Consider the following 20526-nt stretch of genomic DNA (forward strand, 5'->3'; position numbering starts at 1 on the left):
GCCGTGCTGGCCCACCTGCCGCAGTGCGTTTGGTGGGGTCAACCGATCTCGGCCCAAACCCATTTGCCGAATGGGGCTTCATCGACGCCCCAGCGGTTGGCGATGCTGTCGACGAGGCCCATGCCGCCCCCGGACGTCTCGGTGACCCCACTCTTGATGACCACGGGCAGAGTGCGCGACGAATCGCGGACCGCCAGTCGGAGGCAGAGTCAGTCGCCGCAGCAAGTGGTGAGTGGTGCACTCGCTGCGGCCGTCACCGCGCGGGCTCAGGCGGCCTCCGGAGACCTCGATGGGGCCCGGCGAGCACTGGACGACGCGCGCAATCTCGCGGAGCGCCTGGACGGCGCCGAGGCCGCCGACACCTGGTTCGGCTACCCGGAGCAGAAGCACCACGTGCACCTGTCGCAGGCGTACACACTGCTGGGCGACACGGGCAGCGCCTACCAGGCACAGGAGGACGCCCTGGCGCTCACGGATTCTCCGTCGGTGATGGTGCGCGCCCTGCTGGCAGTGGACACCGCCGCATGCCTGCACGTCGACGGCGACCCGTCCGGTGCCGCCGAAATGGCATCCGGGGTGTGGGAGCGGCTGCCGGCCACCTACCGTGAGGGTCTGATCCGATCCCGCGCCGAGACGCTGCATCGCCAGCTCACCGGTCGGCCGTACGCGCTGCTCGGGGAGGCGCTGGCCAGCTGAGTCGCGCGTCGAGTGCCGTCGTGATCAGCGCATGGGTCTCGGATGGTCGTTTCGACAGTTCTCACCGCCACGCGATCGCCACAGCACACCCAGAAACAGGCAGAAACAGAAACGAAGAGTCAGCAAGTGGTTACAGGTCTTCGAGGCAGGAAAAGGCCCCCTGACCTGCTGTTTCGCAGGTCAGGGGGCCTTCCCTCAGGTCGGCGACGGAAGAGCCGGCCTGTACGCCGGGTTCTGTCTCCCGGGTTGCTTGCGCGGCCCAGGGAGGCGGCCATCCATCTAGGACTGCCGTTGCCGACAGCCTCGTGCGGTCTACCCGCGGACTCGGGCGAGCAGCCCTCGAACATCCGCGCACGGCGCCCGAGGGCACCGATCTTGACCTTGCTCCAGGTGGGGTTTACCGAGCCGGCCGGGTCACCCCGGTCGCTGGTGGTCTCTTACACCACCGTTTCACCCTTACCCGTCGCCTGAGCGGCGGGCGGTCTGTTTTCTGTGGCACTGTCCCGCGGGTCACCCCGGGTGGGCGTTACCCACCACCCTGCTCTGTGGAGCCCGGACGTTCCTCGGCGGGTCAGGGACCCGTCGCGACCGCCCGGCCGGCTCTTCCGCCGTAGTGGTCATCGTAGCCGCTCCGGAGGAGCCTCCCGCACCCCGGCCCGGGGCAGCGGCACGTCGCCGCCGAGCCGGGCGGCGACCCGGGCGGCACCTGCGGTGGCCCACGAGGAGGTGGTGGCCAGGCCGAGGACGAGGATCACGCCGCCAAGGCCGACCAGGATCCACCACCCGGCGTGGCTGGCCGGGGCGAAACCGGCGGCCAGCGGACCGACGACCGCCGAGGTCACGACCGTGCCGATCACCGCCACCCCGAGCGACTGCCCGACCTGCCGGCTGGTCGACGCGACGGCGGCGGCCACGCCCGCCTGCGCGCGCGGCATGCCGGAGACGGCCGCGTTGGTGATCGGCGCGTTGACCATGCCGAAGCCGAAACCGAACAGCGCGTACGCGACGAGCAGCAGCACCGCCGGGGAGTCCGCCGTCAGCCGGGTCAGCAGCGCTCCGCTCGCGGCGAGGCCGATCCCGGCCGCGACCAGCGGTCCCCGCGGGCCGCGGCTGCCCACGATCCGGCCGGACAGCGGAGCGCAGACCAGCATCATCCCGGCCATCGGCAGCGTCCACAGGCCCGCCTCGACCGGGTCGTAGTGGCGGACGACCTGCAGGTAGAGCGTGTTGAGGAAGAGGAAGCCGCCCAGCGCGGCGAAGGCGCAGACCGCGGTGACGGTCGCGCCGGTGAACGGCGGGCTGGCGAAGAACCGCGGGTCGACCAGCGGCTCGGCCACCCGCCGCTCCCACAGCGGGAAGGCGATCAGCGCGGCCAGGGCGGTCGCGGCGAGGGCGAGGATCAGCGGGGACGTCCAGCCGCTCCCGGGGCCCTCGATGATGGCGGCGGTGCCGCAGCCGAGCAGGACGATCATCAGCAGCTGCCCGACCGGGTCGAGCCGGCGGGGCCGCGGGGCGCGCGACTCGGGGACGTAACGGGCGGTCAGGAGTATCGCCGCCACGGCGACCGGAACGTTGATCAGGAAGATCGACGGCCAGCCCGCGCCGTCCACCAGGAACCCGCCCAGCAGCGGCCCGAGCGCCATCGAGATGCCGACCACGCCGCCCCAGACGCCGATCGCCCGGGCCCGCTCCCTCGGGTCGGTGAAGGTGTTGGCGATGATCGACATCGCCACCGGGTTGAGCATCGAGCCGCCGACCGCCTGGAGCGCCCGGAACGCCACCAGCCACTCCAGGCTCGGCGCCAGGCTGCACAGCAGCGAACCGACCGCGAAGCACAGCAGCCCGGACTGGAACACCCGGCGGCGGCCGAACCGGTCGGCCACCGAGCCGAACAGCATCAGCAGCGAGGCCAGGACCAGGGTGTACGCGTCGATGATCCACTGCAGCCCGGACGCCGGGGCGTCCAGGTCGCGCCGGATCACCGGCAGGGCGACGTTCACCACGGTGTTGTCCAGGCCGACGATGAACAGGCTCAGGCAGCAGATCGCCAGCACGAGCAGGCGGCGGCGCCGGCCGGGGGCGGTGGGGGCGTGAGGTTCGGACACGGGACGATCCTCCCACCCGCGCCGCTCAGAGGGCGGCGAACCGGACCGTCCGGGTGGCCGGATCGGCCGCCGCCAGCCGAACCCGGATCAGCCCGCCGAGCGGCAGGGCGGCCGGTCCGCCGGCGCTCTCGCAGCGGGCCCGGACGGCCGGTTCGCGCAGCTGGACGGTGCCGGAGCCGGGCCGCTTCTCGTCCACGTCGATGACCACCGCGGCGAAGTCCTCGCCCTCCCTGCCGGCCAGCAACTCGGCCTCCACCAGGTCCACGCAGGCCCGCTCGACCTCGCCCGAGCGGCGGTCCCCACCCGCCATGAGCGCCGGCACCGCCGGCAGCGCCTCGCGCGTCCAGTCCGGCACGTCCTCCCCCGCGGCCACCGCGGCACACACCTCCTGCGCGAACCGGTCCCCGAGCCGGCGCAGCGGCGCGGTGCAGTGCGCGTACGGCGCGGCCAGCGCGGCATGGCCCGGATCGCCGGGGGCGGGCAGACCGCGGGACTCGTCGAAGGCGCGGTAGCCCGCGCCGCGCAGCAGCCCGGTGCACTCGTTGAGGAACGCGGCGTTCAGCGGCACGTCCGGGTCGAGCGAGCGGATCAGCTCCGGGTACGGGAGGCCCTCCGGCCAGTCCACGTCCAGGGCGCGGGCGATCCGGCGCAGCCGCTCGTACGCGGCGGCGGGCGCGGCCGGCAGGGTGCGCAGCAGGCCGACCCCCGCGTCGAGCATCAGGTCGGCCGCGGCCATGCCGGTGAGCAGCGAGATCTGGGCGTTCCAGCCGTCCGCCGGGCCGGGCGCCCGGTAGCCGAGGACGTAGCCGTGCAGGGTCTCCTCGACCTCCTGCTCGGGCACCGGCAGGCTGATCCCGCCGCGGGCGCGCTCCTGCTCCTCGCGCAGCCGGCCGACGGTGGCCAGCAGGGCGAGCTGCTCGTCGGCGCCGCCGAGGTCCACGGCGCGCTGCACGGCCGCGTAGTCGAGGCGGCGGTGGGAGCGGACCAGGGCGCGGCGCAGGTCGGCCAGGACGACGGCGCCGTCGGCCTCCAGGTCCAGCTGCCAGAGCAGCGCCGGGCGGGGCTCGCCGGGCAGCAGGCTCGCGGCGTCCTCGGAGATCCGGGTGGGGTGCAGCGGGATGCGGTGGTCGGGGAAGTACAGCGTCTCGACCCGGCGGCGGGCCTCGGCGTCGATCGCCCCGCCCGGGCGGACGAAGGCGGCGACATCGGCGATCGCGTAGTACACCCGGTAGCCGCCGCCCGGGCGGTGGGTGAGGTGCATGGCCTGGTCGAGGTCGCGCGATCCGGGCGGGTCGACCGTGAACAGCGGCAGGTCGGTGGCGTCGTACTCGGGCAGCCGCGGACGCTCGGCCGCCTCCTCCGCCTCGGCCAGCACGGCCTCCGGCCACTCGGCGTGGATCTCCAGGCGGGCCCTGAGCTCGGCCAGTTCGGCATTGATCCGGGCGGAGTCGGCGGCCTTGACGCGCAGCTTTCGGCGGGGCATGAACGCCAGGGTAGGGCGAATCGGGTGATTCCGGACGGAGGCTCAGCGTCCTCAGCGTCCCAAGAGCGACTTGAGGTCCTTGGCGGCGAGGGCGACGGAGTCGTCGTACCCGCCGGTGGCCAGCCGCAGGACGTACGCGCCCGCGTCGTCGGGGCGCGGCATGGCCCACTCCCGTGGACCGCTGCCTCCCGGGCACCCGCGAGGCAGCGGACGGAAACGTGCTCAGGCGGGTGGCGTTGGGCTCGTCCTCAGCGGGCGGCGGTGCCCGGTGTAAGGGCTCGTAGGGTGTGGCTCACGTGGTCCTTCTCGGAGGGGGGTTCGGTCGATGGGCAGTGCGGTGAAGGCGACCGGGGTCGTGGTGTCGGCGGCGTTGGCGGGGGTGGGGGCGCTGCATGCGGTGTGGGCGGTGACGCCGTGGCCGTTGCGGACGCCGGAGGAGTTCGCGGACACCGTGGTCGGGACGGGCGACGGGGTGCCGCCGGCGGCTGCCTGCCTCGCGGTGGCGGGGCTGCTGGGGTCGGCCGCGTACCTCGTGGGGGCCGAGGCCGGCGTGCTGCCGCCGGTGGGGCCGCGACGGCTGCGGCGGGCCGGGGTGCGGGCGGTGTCCGGGGTGATGCTGGCGCGCGGGATCGGCGGGCTGGCGGTGTTCGGGAACCTGGTCGAGCGTTCGGAGCGGTTCAGGCGGCTGGACACCCGGTACTACTCGCCGTTCTGCCTGGCGCTCGCGGCCGGGGCGGCCGTCGTCGCGGGGGCGGGTGGCGAGTAGCGGTCGCAGTAGGGTGGCGGGGTCCGTGCGCCACAAACTGTTGAGGAGTCCGCTGTGCTGGTGCTGTTGCCACCCTCGGAGGGCAAGGCCGCGTCCGGGGACGGGGTGCCGGTGGCACTCGACCGGCTGTCGCTGCCCGGGCTGACGGCGGCGCGTGGCGAGGTGCTGGACGCCCTGGTCGGGCTCTGCCGGGGGGACGAGGACGCCGCCGCCGAGGTGCTGGGGCTCAGCCCGGGTCTGCGCGGCGAGATCGCCCGGAACGCGGGCCTGCCGTCGGCCGGGGCGCGTCCGGCCGGTGAGGTGTACACCGGGGTGCTGTTCGACAACCTGGGCCTGGCCAGCCTGGACGAGGCCGCGTACGGCCGGGCGGAGCGCTCGCTGCTGGTGTTCTCCGGCCTGTGGGGCGCCGTGCGGATCACCGACCGGATCCCGCCGTACCGCTGCTCGATGGGCGTGAAACTTCCCGCGCTGGGAGCGCTCGGGGCGTACTGGCGGAGCGCGATGGCGTCGGTGCTGCCGGAGGTCGCGGACGGGCTGGTGCTGGACCTGCGCAGTTCCGCGTACGCGGCGGCGTGGAAGCCGGCCGGTGAGGTGGTGTCCCGGACGGCGACCGTCCGGGTGCTCCAGGAGCGGAACGGCAGGCGCAGCGTCGTCAGCCACTTCAACAAGGCGACGAAGGGCCGGCTGGTCCGGGATCTGCTGGTGGCGGGTGCGGAGCCGAAGACGCCGGGCGAGCTGATGGACGCGCTGCTGGAGCTGGGCCACCGGGTGGAGCTGGCGGCGGAGGGCACGGCCCGCAAGCCGTGGCAGTTGGACGTGGTGGTCACCGACGTGCACTGAACCCCGACGTGCGCTGAGGCAAGTGGCGGGCTCGGACGAGCCCGCCACTTTCAGCGCAGGTGCGACGTGTCGTTGAGCAGCCGCAGCGAGGCGTTCCCGTCGGCGTAGTACTGGACGGCGCAGAGCGAGGCCGCGGACAGCTCCATCCGGTACAGCGAGTCCGGCGGGGCGCCGAGCGCCAGCCGGACCAGCGTCTTGATAGGGCTGACGTGCGAGACGACCAGCACGGTCTTGCCGGGGTGGCGGGCGAGGATCTTGTCCCGGGCGACGCCGGCCCGGTGGGTGAGCGTGGCGAAGCTCTCGGTGCTGCCGGTCGGCTTGGCCTTGGCGGAGCCGAGCCAGGCGGCCAGGTCGTCCGGGTGGCGCTCCTGCACCTCGGCGAAGGTCAGGCCCTCCCAGGCGCCGAAGTCGACCTCGCGCAGCCCCTCCTCGTACCGGACCTCCAGGCCGAGCCGGGCGGCGACGGTCTCGGCGGTCTGCCGGGTGCGCCGCATCGGGGAGGCGACGACGGCCTGGATGCTGCCGCGGGCGGCGAGCGCCTCGGCGACCCGCTCGGCCTGCCAGCGGCCCTTCTCGGAGAGTTCCGGGTCGGTGCCGCCGCTGCCGGAGAAGCGCTTCTCGGGGGTGAGCGGGGTCTCGCCGTGGCGGAGCAGGACGAAGGTGGTGGGGGTGCCGAGGTCGGCCTCGGTGGCCCAGCCGGCCTTGGGGGCGATGGTCTCCAGCGGCGGCTGGTCGACGGCGACGGCCTTCGGCGGCTTCTTCGGCTCCCACTGGCGCCCTGCCCGGCCGGCGTCCATGGCCTCGTTGGCCAGCCGGTCGGCGTCCTTGTTCCGCTCGCGCGGGATCCAGGTGTACGTCACCCGGCCGCGCGGGAAGACGGTCCGCGCCTCGGCGGCGAGCGGCTGCATGTCGGGGTGCTTGATCTTCCAGCGCCCGGACATCTGCTCGACGACCAGCTTGGAGTCCATCCGGACGTCCACGGAGGCGTCCGGGTCGAGTTCGCGGGCCGCCCTGAGCCCGGCGATCAGGCCCTTGTACTCGGCCACGTTGTTGGTGGCGTGGCCGATGAACTCGGCGGCCTCGGCGATGATCTGCCCGGTGTCACCATCCCGGACCACCGCGCCGTAGCCGGCCGGCCCCGGGTTGCCCCGGGACCCGCCGTCCGCCTCGACGATGAAGCGCGCCGCCACGGGCTCAGGCGCCCGAGTCGGCGGTACGGACCAGGATCCGCGAGCAGTTCTCGCAGCGGACCACCTTGTCGGCCGGCTCGGCCTTGATGGCGTTCAGCTCGGTGATCGAGAACTCGGTGCGGCAGCCCTCGCAGCGGCGCTGGTAGAGGCGGGCAGCGCCGACGCCGCCCTGCTGCTCGCGCAGCTTGGTGTAGAGCTTGAGCAGGTCGGCCGGGACGACGGCGGCGACGGTCTCGCGGTCGCGCCGGACCTTCTCGGCCTCGCCGTCGATCTCGGCGAAGGCGGCGTCCCGGCGGGACTCGGCCTCGGCGAGGACGACGGTGGAGTGCTCCAGGCGCGCGGTCAGCTCGGTGACCCGGGTCTGGGCGTTCTCCAGGCGCTCCATGACCTCCAGCACGACCTCCTCCAGGTCGCCCTGGCGCTTGGCGAGCGAGCCGATCTCGTGCTGGAGGTTCTCCAGGTCCTTCGGCGAGGTGATCGCGCCGGAGTCGAGGCGCTGCTGGTTGCGGGCGGCCCGGGCGCGGACCTGCTCGACGTCCTGCTCGGCCTTGGTCAGCTCGCGGGCGGTGTCGCCCTGCTGGGCCTGGGCGGCGACGACGAGGTCCTTGAGCGCGGTGTGGTCGGCGGTGGCCTGCTCGATCTCGGCGTGCTCGGGCAGGCTCCGGCGCCGGTGGGCCAGCTGGTCGAGCTTGGAGTCGATGGCCTGGAGGTCGAGCAGGCGGATCTGGTCGGCGGGCGCGGCGTTCAAGCGGAAAGCTCCTGTGAATCGGGTCAGGCGGTGAAGGACATGGGGGCGTGCGCGGTCCACGGGTCGGTGACCCGGTGGGAGACCTTGGTCTCCACGGCCCAGCCGCGCATGTCGGCGGCGGCCCGCAGGGCCCGCTCGGCCAGGGTGAGCCAGGGCCACTCGGTGGCCCAGTGCGCGGCGTCGACCAGCGCGACCGGGGCCGCCTCAGCGGCCTCGGACGCCGGGTGGTGGCGCAGGTCGGCGGTGAGGTAGGCGTCCACGCCGGCCGCGCGGACCTCGGCGAAGAGGCTGTCGCCCGAGCCGCCGCACACCGCGACCCTGCTGATCAGCCGGTTCGGGTCGCCGCTGACGCGCACGCCGGCGGCGGTGGCGGGCAGGCCCTGCGCGACCTGCGCGGCGAAGGCGGAGAGGGGCAGCGGGGGCTCCAGCAGGCCGATCCGTCCGGTACCGCGGCGGCCGAGCGGGTCGGTCGGATCCGGCACCAGCGGGCCGGTCACCCGGACGCCGACGGCCTCGGCGAGCGCGTCCGAGACGCCCGGATCGGCGTGGTCGGCGTTGGTGTGCGCGACGTGCAGGGCGATCCCGCTGCTGATCAGCGTGTGCACCACCCGGCCCTTGAAGGTGGTGGCGGCGACGCTGGTGGTGCCGCGCAGATAGAGGGGGTGGTGGGTGACGACCAGGTCGGCACCCCACTCGACGGCCTCGTCGACGACGGCCTGCACGGGGTCGACGGCGAACAGGACGCGGCTGACCTCGGCCTGAGGGTCCCCGCAGACCAGGCCGACGGCGTCCCAGGACTCCGCCCACTGCGGCGGGTAGACCTCTTCGAGCGCGGTGATGACGTCGGACAGTTTCGGCACCTGTCGAGACTACCGTGCGCGCGGGCGCGGTCGGGCCGCGGCCGCTCCCGGTCGGCGCCGCCCGCGCTGCGCGCCCCGGGCCGTACGGCGCTTCGGACGCGGGTGCCGCCGGCGTACGGATGCGCGTCAACCGGCGGAGAGGTTCGGGCGACGGTGCCGCGGGCCGTGCGCGCCGGTGCGACGGGCGCCCGTTGCCCGCCCCGCGCCCCTCGCACACCATCGGATCCGCAGCGGCTCACCCTTATGAGTGAAGTGACCCGATTCGCGTTGAGCCTCCCCTCCCTCGAAAGTAACTTCACTTCCGCGAAAGGGAGTTACCCGGACATTACCCTCGGCCGGCGCGGACCGGGGGCGGGACACGAGGTCCGGGCGAGGCCTCCCGATCCGTCCGAGGAAACGATCAGGCCGTGCCGCGCCCACCGCTGCCGGAGCAGTGGGCACCGGTGCGCGCCGGCCGAGACGAAGGGATGTGAATGCGGCATGGAGGCGGGCACATCGCTGCGTACGGCCGGGGGCGGCGGATCGGCGGACGGCGCCGGAGGCCGTGAAGGCGGCGACAGGGACGGCGGCGGCGACCGGGGAGGCGGCGACCGGGACGGCGCGGGCGAGGTGGTCCCGGCGTGAACGTGGCCACCCGCACCGTGACGCAGGCGCTGCGCCGGCTGGGCTTCGCCTTCGCGGCCGACGGCAGCCGTGCCGCCTGCCTCGCCTCCGCCGCCGACGGCGGTTGGTACGCCGAGAGTTGGCACCTCCCCACGAACGGGGGCCCGGCCACGCCGACCGCGCTGCCGCTGCCCGGGAACCGCTCGGAGAGCCTGCGCTCGCAGCTGGTCGCGCTGCCGGACGGCTCCGTCCTGGTCTGCCGGCACGACGGCGAGCGGCACGACCTCGTCCGCCTCTCCCCCGGCTCCCCCGGCTCCCCCGGCGAAGGCGCGGCCGTCGAGCAGCAGTTGGGCACGCTGCGCATGCCCGACCTGCGCCTGCTGCCGCTCCCGTCGACGCCCGGCTCAGCCGCGTGGACGCCGGTGGCGCTCGCGCTCGGCTCCGACCACCGCCCGGCGACCACGGTCTGGCTGGTGCGGGCGGACGGCAGCGAGCCCGAACAGATCGCCGAGGTGGCGGGGTTGCACGCCGGGGGCGTCTGGCTGGACCACGCCGGAGCGCTGCTCGCGCTGGACCGGGTGAGCGCGGGGACCGTCCGCAGTGTCGCGCTGGACGTGCGCACCGGCGCGGTCACCCCGCTGCTGGAGATCGCCGAGCACAGCAACGACCGCCTGGTGCTGTTCGACCCGGACACCCGGTTCGCGATCGTGCGCAGCGACGCGCCGGGCACCGATCGGCTGGGCTGGGGCGTGCTGGGCGGTGGCGAGCCGCTGCGCTTCCCGGAGTCCCTGCACGTCGCGGGGGTGTTCCTGCGGCCGGTGGCGCTGCGGCAGGCGGCGGACGGGCCGCGGGTGGCGGTGCAGATCGACCACGGCGCCGGATCGACCCTGGCGCTGTGGCGGCCGGCGACGGGCCGGCTGGATCCGCTGCCGGTGCCGCCGGGCCGGCTCGGCGCGGTCGGGCACTGGGGGGAGGCGGGACTGCGGATGCCGTACTCCTCGCCCGACCACCCGGCCGCCCTGGCGACCCTGGACGTGGACGCGCTGCTGGCGCACGGCCCGTTGTCCGCGCCGTCCGGTCCGATGCCGCTGCCGCTGCAACTGGCCCCGCTGGCCTCCGGATCGCCCGGGCCGTGGCGGGACACCGGGCAGCCCTGGCAGCCGGGCGGCCCGTCCATCTCCCGTACGGAGCCGGGTGGTTGGCGGCTGGACGGCAGCACGACACCGGGGGACGGCGGTCGCTGGCAGCCTGCCCAGAGCCTCGAACTTGCCGGCCCCGCCAGCCCGTTGGAGGCGGTCGTGTACGGCGGCGACGCCTGGCTGAGCAGCCCGCACCTGGTGCTGGCGCTGCACGGCGGCCCGGCGGACGCCTGGCGGCTGGAGTTCGACCCGGCCCTGCAGCGGATGGCGGCGGAGGGGCTGGCCGTGGTCGCGCCGAACCAGCGCGGCTCGACCGGCTACGGCGTGGCGCACGCGCTGGCGATCCGGGGCGCCTGGGGCGGGCCGGACCTCGACGACGTCCTGTACCTGCTAGACGGCATCGCCGGGCAGCGCGCGGCGCTGGGGCTGGAGCCGCCGGCCCTGTTCGGCGTCAGTTACGGGGCGTTCCTGGCGCTGCTGGCCGCGGCGCACGCCCCGGCCGGGCAGGTGGCGCGCTGTGCGGTGGTCGCGCCGTTCCTGTCCGGCGCCCGGCTGCTGGCCGAGGCGGCGCCGCCGGTACGGGCGCTGGCCATCCGGCTGGGCGGCGGCGAGCCGATCGCCGACGCCCGCGGGCCGCGCGACGTGCTCCAGCTCGCGCACCGGCTGAGCGCCCCGCTGCTGGTGGTGCACGGCAACCGGGACGAGGTCGTGCCGGTGAGCCAGTCCCGTACGCTGCGGCACGAGTTGCTGCGGATCGGCCGGGTCGAGGGCGCGGACTTCCGGTACGTCGAGGCGGCCGGGTCCGGGCACGAGGTGCTGGCCGAGGAGGGTGCGGCCGTGCTGCACGAGCTGCTGGCCGGCTTCCTGCGGACCGGCCGGCCGGGCTGACCAGCCGGGCTGACCGGGCGGACTGGTGGGGCGGACTGACCGACCGTCGCCCCGGACACCGCCGCCACCGGTGCGCCGACCGGACGCTTCGTCTGCCAACCGGCCCGCCGACGGCCCCGGCCGGCCCCGGGCGGCACCGCGCCGCGCGCGGGACACGCGTCGTGATCTCGATAGGATCTCGCCCGTCCCGGCCGTTATGGTGGCCGGGGCACGGGCCGCGATCACCGGCTGTGGCGTGTTCCCAACGCCCGAACGGGGACCCGACCGCGCATCCACGGTGCCGGGCGGGCGCCGATGCATCCGCAACCTCCGCACGGAAAAGACGATTCTGATGTCCGACACCCTCACCGACACCACCGGACCCGCGTTCTACGGGACCGACGCCGACGAGACCACGGCCGAGGACACCGCGTCGCACGGCCGGCACCGCGGCCGGTCCGCCGCCGACGACAGCTCCGAGGCCGACCCGCACGGCCGGCACCGCGCCGCCGCCCAGCAGGGCTGACCAGACCGCCACAAGGGCCCGCCGGGGAACCTTGGGTTCTAGGAGTCGTGGCAACACCCCAGTTCAGGGGATGCATTGGACTTCGAGATCCGCAAGGACCGGACGGCCCAGGGGCCTGTGAAGCTGCGCCGGGAACGGGAGGCATACTCCCGGCTCATGCAGCAGGGCTACACGAACACCGAGGCGTGCCGGATCGTCGGCATCGCCCGCCGGACCGGCCAGAAGTGGCGTCACGGCCGCGGAGCCGAGCAGCGGCAGAAGGCGGCACCACCGATTCGCATGGTGGTGCCGCCTTCCGGTGTCTCCCGGTATCTGAGCGAGGACGAGCGGATCCACATCGCCGACCGGCTGCGGGAGAAGGCCACCGTGCGGGCCATCGCCGCGGAGCTGGGCCGCAGTCCGTCCACCATCAGCCGGGAGATCCGCCGCAACCGCACCGAGGGCACTCGCGGGCAGTGGCACTACCGTCCGCACGCCGCCCAGGCCAGGGCGGACGCTCGCCGGCCCCGCCCCAAGGCCCGCAAGATCACCGAGAACCCCGAGCTGCACGCCGCCGTCCAGGCGATGCTGGACGAGCAGTGGAGCCCGGAGCAGATCTGCCACGCTCTACGTCGACAGTTCCCCGACCGGCCGGAGATGCACGTGGTCCACGAGACCGTCTACCAGGCGCTCTACGTCCAGGGCCGCGGCGAGCTGCGGCGCGAGCTCGCCGGTGCCCTGCGCTCAGGCCGGGCCCGCCGCAGGCCCCAGCGGCAGGCCAACTGCCGGCGTTCCCGCTTCACCGACCCGATGGTCATGATCAGCGAGCGCCCCGCCGAGGCCGAGGACCGGGCCGTCCCCGGCCACTGGGAGGGCGATCTGATCCTCGGCAAGGAGCACAAGTCCGCGATCGGCACCCTGGTCGAGCGTTCGACCCGCTACGTGATGCTGCTGCACCTGCCCGGCGACCACACCGCCGAGACCGTCCGCGACGCCCTAGTGGCCACCGCCCGGACACTCCCGGTCCAGCTGAAGCGGTCCCTGACCTGGGACCAGGGCAGCGAGATGGCCAGGCACGCGGAGTTCAGCCTGGCCACCGACATCCCGGTCTACTTCTGCGACCCGGCCAGTCCCTGGCAGCGCGGCTCCAACGAGAACACGAACGGCCTGCTGCGGCAGTACTTCCCCAAGGGCACCGACCTGTCGGTCCACACGCCCGAGCACCTGGCCGCCGTCGCCGACCAGCTCAACCGCCGCCCACGCAAAACGCTCGGCTGGGAAACCCCAGCCGAGCGTCTGGCTAAACTCCTCGCGGCCTAGACAACCGACCACGTGTTGCAACGACCACTAGAAACCGCCCTGCGCGTGCGGGCCCTTCGTCGGCCCGGCCCAGTGGCCCGGCGGCCAGCAGATCAACCAAGTGGCTCAGCCCAGGGTGACGACCGTCCGCAGCGCCTCGCCGCTGCGCATCTGCGCGATCGCCTCGTTCACGTCCGCCAGCCCCACCCGGTGCGTGACCATGCCGTCCAGGTCGATCCGCCCGGCCCGCCACAGGTCCACGACCAGCGCGACCGTGGACGCCACCGGCGCCCCGCCGTACAGCGAGGGCAGCAGGCGCTTCTCGTTGAAGAAGAGCTCGCCCATGGAGAACTGCACCGGGTCGTCCTGTGCCCCGGCGCCGATCACGACCACCGCGCCACCGCGCCGCGCCGCGTCGTACCCGGCCCGCACGGTCGCCGCCCGACCGACCGCCTCGAAGACGTAGTCGAACCCGCCGCCGGGCAGGCCCTTCGCTGCGGCCTTCAGCTCCTCCGGAGCGATCGCGTCGGTCGCGCCGAAGGCCAGCGCCCGCTCCCGCCGCGACACCACCGGGTCGACCACGGTGATCCGGCCCGCCCCGCACGCCCGGGCGCCCTGCACGGTCGCGACCCCGACGCCGCCCGCGCCGATCACCGCCACCGACGCGCCGGGCTCCACCCGCGCGGTGTTGACGGCTGCGCCGACGCCGGTGGTCACCCCGCAGCCGATCAGCGCGGCGGCCTCGTACGGCAGGTCGGCGGGCACCTTGATCACGGCGTCGGCGGCGACCACCACCTCCTCGGCGAACGCCCCCGTGCCGTAGAACCCGGACGCCTCCACCGCGGCGCCGCCCTCCTCGAACCGGAACGCGGGCGCGCCGAGCCGGCGCAGGCTCGCGACGCACAGGTGGCCGCGGCCCCGCTCGCAGTGCGCGCAGCCGCCGCAGGGCGCCATCCAGCAGAGCACCACCCGGTCCCCCGGCGTGACACCCCGCACCCCCTCGCCGACCTCCACGACGTCGCCCGCGCCCTCGTGCCCGGGCACGAACGGCGCCGGCTGCGGCAGCACGCCGCTCATCGCCGAGAGATCGGAGTGGCACAGGCTCGCGGCCCGCATCCGCACCCTGACCATGCCGGGCCCGAACCCGACCGCCGTCACGTCCTCCCGGACGTCGAGCGTGTCCTGGCCGGTCTTGTGCAGGACGGCTGCGCGCATGGGCTGCTCCCGGTGTGCCTCGGATCCACGGTCGCGCCGATTCTGGCACGCCGGCCGGAGCGTGACTGGAACACGTTCCAGAACAAGGGGGGTGGCCGGGCCGGGCGTACCGTCGAGTAGGGTCCGTTCGACGCAGCACCCCCATCGTCAGCCCCATCGTCACCCCCATCGCGAGGAGCAGCCCTATGTCCGATCTGCTGGAGAGCGCCCGTCCGGCGGACGAGGTGGTGGCGGCGTTCGAGGCGGCGACCGGATTCATGCCGGTGGACGAGGGGCTGGCGCTGTACGCGGCCGCGGTGACGGCGGCACGGCGGACCGGGCTGCCGGTACTGGAGATCGGGACGTACTGCGGCCGGTCGGCGATCCTGCTGGCGGCGGCGGCCCGGGAGGCGGGGACGGTCGCGCTGACGGTGGACCACCACCGGGGTTCGGAGGAGCAGCAGCCGGGGTGGGAGTACCACGACCCGACGCTGGTGGATCACGAGGTCGGGCTGATGGACACGCTGCCGCGGTTCCGCCGGACGCTGCACGCGGCAGGGCTGGAGGAGCACGTGGTGGCGCTGGTCGGGCGTTCGCCGCGGATCGCCGCGCTGTGGGGACGTCCGCTGGGCCTGGTGTTCGTCGACGGCGGGCACACCGACGAGCACGCGACCGGGGACTACGAGGGCTGGGTGCCGCACCTGGCGCCGGAGGGCCTGCTGGTGGTGCACGACGTGTTCCCGGATCCGGCGGACGGCGGTCAGGCCCCGTACCGGGTGTACCTGCGGGCGCTGGCGGAGGGCTTCGAGGAGGTCTCGGTGACGGGATCGCTGCGTGTGCTGCGCCGTCGCGCGCCGATGCTCTAACGTCGTGCCGGGGCTGTCGGGCGGGGGTTCGAAGGGTACGGTGTCCGCGCAGCACCAGGCAGAGCATCGGCGGACGGTGGGGGCTTGCGGCACATGACGGACCAGCACGACACCGCTCCGGCGGTCTGGGATCCCACCGCGCGCGGCGGCGCCGGCGGCTGGGTGCGCGGGCAGCGCCAGCCCGACGCCGACGCCCGGGCCTCCGCTCCGCAGCCGCCCCCCGCCTCGCCCGTCGCCCCGCCGCCCGCACCGGGCGAGGTCGGAGACCAGGGCCCGCTGCTGGGCGCCCGCCCGTACCTGGCGACCGCCCCGGGCTTCGACGCCCCGACCGCGCCCGCCTTCCCGCAGGTCGCTCCCCAGCCGCCGCCCGCTCCGCCGACGGTGCCACCGCCCGCCCCGCCCGCGTCGCCGTTCCCCGCCCATGCCACCGCGCAGGCGCCCGGGCCGGGCTACCAGTACCCGCCGCAGCCCCCGTACCCGGCCCAGCCGGACTACCCGACCGGCTACGAGGACCTGGACGACGACCAGGACCGCTCGAACAACCGCAAGGCGCCGCTGCTGATCGGTTTCGCCCTCCTCATGGTGCTGGCGATCGGCGGCGGTCTGCTGATGGCCGTCAAGGACGACGACAAGAAGGACCAGGCCGCACCCGCCCCGCCCGCGGCCACCACGGCGGCGGCCCCGTCCGGGAACCCGCAGCCGGCCCCGGCGCCCACCGGTTCGGCCGCCGCGCCGAGCGCCACCTCGCCCGACCCGGCGTCGGCGGGCGCAGGAGCCAGCCCGACCGCCACCGCCGGGCCGGGCGCCAAGACGCAGGCGGCGGCCCTGGACGAACTGCTCACCCAGGGCGAGAACGCGAAGGCCCCGATCGGCAGCGCGGTCGCGAAGGTGAGCAGCTGCCCGGCGAAGACCGACATCGACAGCGCGGCGCAGGTCTTCGACAACGGCGCCAAGCAGCGCGACGAACTCCTGCGCAAGCTCTCCGCCCTGACCACCACGGACGTGCCGGGCGGCGCGGACGCCGTCCAGTCGCTGAAGTCCGCGTGGCAGTTGTCGGCGGACATCGACCGGGCGTACGCGGCCTGGGCGCGTGCCGTCGCCACCCAGGGCTGCTCCGGCAGGGCCCCGACCACCCCGGACAAGAAGCACGCGGACGAGCTCAACCCGCAGGCGACCCAGGCGAAGACGGACTTCGTCGGCAAGTGGAAGCCGATCGCCGACGCGTTCGGTCTCACCCCGCGGACCCAGGACAGGATCTGAACCACCCGTGACCGTCCCGACGAACCGACCGCCCCGCCGTTCCACCCTGCTGCGCGTCACCACGGTGGTGGGCGCGGCCGTGCCGCTCTGCACGGCCGGCTGGCTGGGCTGGCAGGCCGTCAGCGGTGGCACCCCGGCGGGCTCCTCGGCCGCCGCCACCACAGCTGCCACCGCCGCAACCGCAACGGCCCAGCCCACGCCGGCCCAGCCCGAAGCGGCCCCGCAGTCCACGGCAGCCACCGCCGCCCCCGCGCCCACCCCGGCCCCGACGCCCGACACCACCCCCACCGGGCCCGCCTCCCCCGCCGCCCTCACCGGCCGCACGATCCTGCTCGACCCCGGCCACAACCCCGGCAACTTCTCGCACGCCACCGAGATCAACCGCCAGGTCGACATCGGCAACGCCCGCAAGGAGTGCGACACCACCGGCACCGAGACCAACTCCGGCTACACCGAGGCCGAGTACACCCTGGACGTCACCCGCCGGGCCCGCGCGATCCTGGCCGCCCGCGGCGCCAGCGTCGTGCTCGTCCAGGACGGCGACCGCCCCTGGGGCCCGTGCATCGACGAGCGCGCCAAGGCCGCCGCCGACGCCCACGCCGACGTGGCGCTCTCGGTGCACGGCGACGGCGGGCCGGCGAGCGGCAGCGGGTTCCACGTGATCCTGCCCGCCCGCGTGGTCGCCGGGAAGGCGGACAACTCGGCGATCGTCGAACCGTCGCGCCGGCTCGGCCTGCTGCTGCGCGAGCAGTTCCATGCCGCCACCGGCGAACCGTACGCCGACTACACGGCGAACGACGGCCTGGACACCCGCTCCGACCTGGGCGGCCTCAACCTCTCCACGGTCCCCAAGGTGTTCATCGAGTGCGGTAACATGCGCAACCCGACGGACGCGAAACGGATGACGGACCCTCAGTGGCGGCAGCAGGCCGCCCAGGGGATCGCCGACGCGCTGACGGCGTTTCTGACCACGCGGGGCTGACGTCCGGCGACGACGGGCTGCGCCGTTTGCAACGACTTCGCCCCATTCCCGGTCCCGCCGTGCACCGGCAGGGCGGTTGGCCCTAGGCTTCTGGTCCGTTCGGGGGTTCTCGGCCGGTCGGTCCGACCGGACGAACCACCGTCCACGACACGTCAACGAGGGGAACGTAAGTGAATCTGCGCGCTCTCACCAGGGGAGACGCCGCCGTCGCAGGCGCGGCCGTCCTGCTCTTCATCGCCTCCTTCCTGCCCTACTGGACCGTGAGCTGCGCCGGGGCGTACTGCGCGGGCCTCAACACCTCGCAGAACGCGTGGAGCACCGAGCTGTTCCCCATCCTGCCCTCCATCTACCTGCTGGGCATCGCCGCCGCCGCACTGATCCTGGTGCAGCGGTTCCAGGGCCCGGCCGCGACCAACCGCCAGGTGCTCGGCCTGCGGCTGGACCAGTGGGGCGTCGCGTTCGCGGTCTGCGCGCTGTGGACCTCGATCTGGGCGCTGGGCGGCGGCTACTCGGGCCCCAACGTCGGCCACGGCTTCGGCGCCTGGCTGGGCTTCATCTCGCTGATCGTGCTCGCCGGCGCGGCCGCGGCCGGCCCGCTGGTGCCCGCGCTGAAGGCGCCGCTGGTGACCGACCGTCCGGCCGTCCCGTACCAGGGCGGCTACCCGATGCCCGGCCAGCCCGGCCAGCCGGGTGCGCCCGGCCAGTACGGCTACCCGGCGCCGGGTCAGGACCCGAACCAGGCCGCGGCGTACGGCGCCCAGCAGGGCGGCTACGGCTACCCGGCCCCCGGCCAGCCCGGCCCGCAGGACGTCGCCGCCGCGGCTGCGCAGCCGACCCCGGCTCCGGCCCCGCGGCCGGGCCCGGCGGCCGACTTCGCGCCGTTCTGGTTCGCCGTCCCGTCCCCGCGTCCGCTGGCGTCGAAGGACAACCCGGCCGGCGCGCCGGTCGGTGAGCTGGTCCCCGGCACCTGGTACCTGGCGGTCGAGCAGCGCGGTGCCGCGCTGGTCGCCCAGCTCCAGGACGGCACCCAGGGCGTGCTCAACGACACGTCGGGCCTCCAGCGCGGCTGACGCCCACGCAGCGACAAGGGGCGGGACCGGATCGGTCCCGCCCCTTGTTCATGCCCGCTGAAAGATGCCCGCTGAGGAATGCCCGCCGAAGGACCTCAGCAGCAGTCCTGGACGACCAGCCCCTCCGGCAGGTCGTCCCCGCTGAACACCGCGACCGTCGCCGGGTCGCCGCCGAGCGCGGCCACGGCGAGCAGCAGCGCGCCGGCCGTCCAGGTGGTGCGCTCCTCGGGCCAGATCGCGTCGTCCTCGAAGACGTACCCGGTCCAGTACGAGCCGTCGTCGTGCCGCAGGTGCTTCTGGATCCAGCGCAGGATGTCCACCGCGCGGTCGGACTCGCCGATCGCCCAGAGCGCCAGGGCCAGTTCGGCGCTCTCGCCGCCGGTCACCCACGGGCGGTCGCTGACGCAGCGCACGCCGAGGCCGGGGACGACGAAGCGGTCCCAGTCGCGCTCGATCCGGGCCAGCGCCGCCTTGCCGCGCAGCGCGGTGCCGAGCACCGGGTAGTACCAGTCCATCGAATAGCGGTCCTTGTCGAGGAACCGCTCGGGGTGGTGGGCCACGGCGTGCCCCAGCCGGCCGGCCGCGAGCTCCCAGTCGGGCTGCGGCTCCTCCAGGTACGCGGCGATGGCCAGGCCGCAGCGCAGTGCGTGCAGGATGCTGGACGAGCCGGTGAGCAGCGCCTCGTCGGTGGCGGTGCCGTCCTCGTCGAGGCGCCAGGCGATCGGGCCGCCGGGCAGCCGCAGGCCGACGATGAAGTCCAGTGCGCGCCGGACGACCGGCCAGATCCACTCCAGGAAGGTGTCGTCGCCGGTGCTGAGGTGGTGGTGCCAGACCCCGACGGCGACGTAGGCGCAGAAGTTGGTCTCCTTGGCCCGGTCGGTGACCTCGCCGTCGACGTAGGCGGCGTACCAGGAGCCGTCCGGGTTCTGGTGGGCGGCGAGCCAGCGGTAGGCGGCCTCGGCGGCGGCGTGCTCGCCGGCGGTGTCGAGGGCCATCGCGGCCTCGGTGTGGTCCCACGGGTCGAGGTGGTGGCCGGTGAACCACGGTATGGCGCCGTCGGGCCGCTGCTCGGCGAGGATGCTGCGGACGGTGCCGGCGGCCTGCTCGGCGTCGAGCACCCCGTCGAGCAGCAGCACCTCGGGGACGGCGGCGGTCATGCGCCGGCCTGCCGGGGCTCGGCGCGGTTCGGCTTCGAGGCGTACGCGACGAAGCTCTTGCCGATGACCGGGTTGAGCGCCTTCTCGGCGGCCTTGGTGAGCGTGCTGATCACCGGGGTGCCGACGATGTCCCAGACCAGCAGCTTGTGGTAGGCCTTGACCGGCAGCGCCTTGTCGTTGTCCACGCCGACCGCGCACTTGATCCACCAGTACGGCGAGTGCAGCGCGTGCGCGTGGTGGGTGCCGTACGGCTCCAGGCCGGCGTCCTTGAGCTTGCCGAGCAGTTCGTCGCCGCGGTAGATCCGGATATGGCCGCCCTCGACCTCGTGGTACTCGTCGGAGAGGGCCCAGCAGATCTTCTCGGGCAGCCAGCGCGGCACGGTGACGGCGAGCAGGCCGCCCGGCTTGAGGACGCGGAACATCTCGTTGAGCACGCCCTTGTCGTCGGGTATGTGCTCCATCACCTCGGAGATGATGATCTTGTCGAAGTACTCGTCCTCGAACGGCAGGGCCAGCGCGTTGCCCTCCATCGCGACCGCCGACGCGCCCTCGGGGGCCTCACCGGCCTGCTCCATCGCGGCGAACCACTTCTGGACCTCGGCGATCTCCTCGGCGTTCTGGTCGAGGGCGATCACGTTGGCGCCGCGGCGGTAGCACTCGAACGCGTGCCGGCCCCCGCCGCAGCCCAGGTCGAGCACCCGGTCGCCGGGGGCGAGCGGGAAGCGCGAGAAATCGACGGTCAGCACTGCAGAGCTCCCATTCCTTTGCTACCGAGCATTCTTGACGCCTCATCAGATCGGTCCGGCGTCGTGGCGGGCGGCCGAGGCGACTCGGGGCACGTCCGGGTGGTTCAGAGTCCGGGTGGTTCGGTTCCGGGTGGTTCGGAGTCCGGGCCG

At 74.4% G+C, this 20526-nt stretch carries 19 protein-coding genes and 1 other RNA gene; 10 read left to right on the plus strand and 10 right to left on the minus strand.

The window, feature by feature from the left end:
* Nucleotides 1-38: 38 nt before the first annotated feature.
* Nucleotides 39-164: a hypothetical protein gene (locus tag F7Q99_RS42485; protein ID WP_268267536.1), complete on the minus strand. Its 126-nt coding sequence runs from the start codon at nt 162-164 to the stop codon at nt 39-41.
* A gap of 64 nt (nt 165-228) precedes the next feature.
* On the opposite strand from F7Q99_RS42485, the gene F7Q99_RS06740 reads away from it, so the two are divergent.
* Nucleotides 229-696 (plus strand): hypothetical protein, encoded by a 468-nt coding sequence (locus tag F7Q99_RS06740; RefSeq protein WP_153460488.1) that lies wholly within the window; start codon nt 229-231, stop codon nt 694-696.
* A gap of 207 nt (nt 697-903) precedes the next feature.
* Here the strand turns inward: F7Q99_RS06740 and rnpB are convergent.
* The 3 genes from rnpB to F7Q99_RS06755 all read right to left on the minus strand — a co-directional run bounded on the left by rnpB (nt 904) and on the right by F7Q99_RS06755 (nt 4284).
* Nucleotides 904-1300: RNase P RNA component class A (gene rnpB / locus F7Q99_RS06745), an RNA gene on the minus strand.
* 13 nt (nt 1301-1313) lie between these two features.
* Complete coding sequence (locus F7Q99_RS06750) at nt 1314-2801, minus strand: MFS transporter (RefSeq protein ID WP_326846350.1); 1488 nt, start codon at nt 2799-2801, stop codon at nt 1314-1316.
* Nucleotides 2802-2826: 25 nt separating this feature from the next.
* Nucleotides 2827-4284: an RNB domain-containing ribonuclease gene (locus F7Q99_RS06755; RefSeq protein ID WP_153460489.1), complete on the minus strand. Its 1458-nt coding sequence runs from the start codon at nt 4282-4284 to the stop codon at nt 2827-2829.
* A 325-nt stretch (nt 4285-4609) separates the two neighbouring features.
* Between F7Q99_RS06755 and F7Q99_RS06760 the strand changes: the two genes are divergently transcribed.
* Together F7Q99_RS06760 and yaaA are read left to right on the plus strand one after the other, a co-directional pair.
* A complete protein-coding gene (locus tag F7Q99_RS06760; protein WP_153460490.1) occupies nt 4610-5050 on the plus strand; it encodes a DUF3995 domain-containing protein in 441 nt (146 codons plus the stop codon).
* 54 nt (nt 5051-5104) lie between these two features.
* Nucleotides 5105-5890 (plus strand): peroxide stress protein YaaA, encoded by a 786-nt coding sequence (gene yaaA, locus F7Q99_RS06765; protein WP_326846351.1) that lies wholly within the window; start codon nt 5105-5107, stop codon nt 5888-5890.
* 50 nt (nt 5891-5940) lie between these two features.
* On the opposite strand, the gene F7Q99_RS06770 is transcribed toward yaaA, so the two are convergent.
* From F7Q99_RS06770 to F7Q99_RS06780, 3 genes are read right to left on the minus strand one after another with little or no spacing between them, the layout of a single operon-like run.
* Nucleotides 5941-7080, minus strand: coding sequence for a bifunctional RNase H/acid phosphatase (locus F7Q99_RS06770; protein ID WP_326846352.1), 1140 nt, complete (start codon nt 7078-7080; stop codon nt 5941-5943).
* 4 nt (nt 7081-7084) lie between these two features.
* On the minus strand, nt 7085-7828 hold the full coding sequence (locus tag F7Q99_RS06775) for a zinc ribbon domain-containing protein (protein ID WP_195911004.1): 744 nt from the start codon (nt 7826-7828) through the stop codon (nt 7085-7087).
* 23 nt (nt 7829-7851) lie between these two features.
* On the minus strand, nt 7852-8688 hold the full coding sequence (locus tag F7Q99_RS06780) for a Nif3-like dinuclear metal center hexameric protein (protein WP_326846353.1): 837 nt from the start codon (nt 8686-8688) through the stop codon (nt 7852-7854).
* A 620-nt stretch (nt 8689-9308) separates the two neighbouring features.
* Here F7Q99_RS06780 and F7Q99_RS43060 point away from each other — a divergent pair.
* The 3 genes from F7Q99_RS43060 to F7Q99_RS06795 all read left to right on the plus strand — a co-directional run bounded on the left by F7Q99_RS43060 (nt 9309) and on the right by F7Q99_RS06795 (nt 13122).
* On the plus strand, nt 9309-11318 hold the full coding sequence (locus tag F7Q99_RS43060; RefSeq protein ID WP_153460491.1) for a S9 family peptidase: 2010 nt from the start codon (nt 9309-9311) through the stop codon (nt 11316-11318).
* Between the two features lie 331 nt (nt 11319-11649).
* On the plus strand, nt 11650-11823 hold the full coding sequence (locus tag F7Q99_RS06790; RefSeq protein ID WP_153460492.1) for a hypothetical protein: 174 nt from the start codon (nt 11650-11652) through the stop codon (nt 11821-11823).
* A 75-nt stretch (nt 11824-11898) separates the two neighbouring features.
* A complete protein-coding gene (locus F7Q99_RS06795; RefSeq protein WP_153460101.1) occupies nt 11899-13122 on the plus strand; it encodes an IS30 family transposase in 1224 nt (407 codons plus the stop codon).
* Nucleotides 13123-13227: 105 nt separating this feature from the next.
* On the opposite strand, the gene F7Q99_RS06800 is transcribed toward F7Q99_RS06795, so the two are convergent.
* Nucleotides 13228-14316: an alcohol dehydrogenase catalytic domain-containing protein gene (locus tag F7Q99_RS06800; RefSeq protein WP_153460493.1), complete on the minus strand. Its 1089-nt coding sequence runs from the start codon at nt 14314-14316 to the stop codon at nt 13228-13230.
* A 185-nt stretch (nt 14317-14501) separates the two neighbouring features.
* Here F7Q99_RS06800 and F7Q99_RS06805 point away from each other — a divergent pair, with 185 nt between their 5' ends.
* The 4 genes from F7Q99_RS06805 to F7Q99_RS06820 all read left to right on the plus strand — a co-directional run bounded on the left by F7Q99_RS06805 (nt 14502) and on the right by F7Q99_RS06820 (nt 18473).
* Nucleotides 14502-15161, plus strand: coding sequence for a class I SAM-dependent methyltransferase (locus tag F7Q99_RS06805; protein WP_153460494.1), 660 nt, complete (start codon nt 14502-14504; stop codon nt 15159-15161).
* An 84-nt stretch (nt 15162-15245) separates the two neighbouring features.
* On the plus strand, nt 15246-16421 hold the full coding sequence (locus F7Q99_RS06810; RefSeq protein ID WP_153460495.1) for a hypothetical protein: 1176 nt from the start codon (nt 15246-15248) through the stop codon (nt 16419-16421).
* 7 nt (nt 16422-16428) lie between these two features.
* Nucleotides 16429-17403 carry an N-acetylmuramoyl-L-alanine amidase gene (locus F7Q99_RS06815; protein WP_326846354.1) on the plus strand — a complete coding sequence of 325 codons (975 nt, stop codon included), beginning with the start codon at nt 16429-16431 and terminating at the stop codon, nt 17401-17403.
* Between the two features lie 170 nt (nt 17404-17573).
* A complete protein-coding gene (locus F7Q99_RS06820; protein WP_326846355.1) occupies nt 17574-18473 on the plus strand; it encodes a hypothetical protein in 900 nt (299 codons plus the stop codon).
* 95 nt (nt 18474-18568) lie between these two features.
* Here the strand turns inward: F7Q99_RS06820 and F7Q99_RS06825 are convergent, their stop codons facing one another.
* Entirely contained in the window at nt 18569-19630 is a 1062-nt protein-coding gene (locus tag F7Q99_RS06825; RefSeq protein ID WP_153460496.1) for a prenyltransferase/squalene oxidase repeat-containing protein, read from the minus strand.
* Nucleotides 19627-20376: a class I SAM-dependent methyltransferase gene (locus tag F7Q99_RS06830; protein ID WP_326846356.1), complete on the minus strand. Its 750-nt coding sequence runs from the start codon at nt 20374-20376 to the stop codon at nt 19627-19629. Before F7Q99_RS06830 ends, F7Q99_RS06825 begins: the two co-directional genes overlap by 4 nt.
* Nucleotides 20377-20526 lie beyond the last annotated feature (150 nt).

The organism is Streptomyces kaniharaensis, assembly GCF_009569385.1.
GTDB classification, from domain to species: domain Bacteria; phylum Actinomycetota; class Actinomycetes; order Streptomycetales; family Streptomycetaceae; genus Kitasatospora; species Kitasatospora kaniharaensis.

Bases quoted from the DNA above. Each gene is read 5' to 3' on its own strand.
- F7Q99_RS06755 (WP_153460489.1), bottom strand. From the start codon at position 4,284: ATGCCCCGCCGAAAGCTGCGCGTCAAGGCCGCCGACTCCGCCCGGATC.
- F7Q99_RS06760 (WP_153460490.1), top strand. From the start codon at position 4,610: ATGGGCAGTGCGGTGAAGGCGACCGGGGTCGTGGTGTCGGCGGCGTTG.
- F7Q99_RS06790 (WP_153460492.1), top strand. From the start codon at position 11,650: ATGTCCGACACCCTCACCGACACCACCGGACCCGCGTTCTACGGGACC.
- F7Q99_RS06800 (WP_153460493.1), bottom strand. From the start codon at position 14,316: ATGCGCGCAGCCGTCCTGCACAAGACCGGCCAGGACACGCTCGACGTC.
- F7Q99_RS06805 (WP_153460494.1), top strand. From the start codon at position 14,502: ATGTCCGATCTGCTGGAGAGCGCCCGTCCGGCGGACGAGGTGGTGGCG.
- F7Q99_RS06825 (WP_153460496.1), bottom strand. From the start codon at position 19,630: ATGACCGCCGCCGTCCCCGAGGTGCTGCTGCTCGACGGGGTGCTCGAC.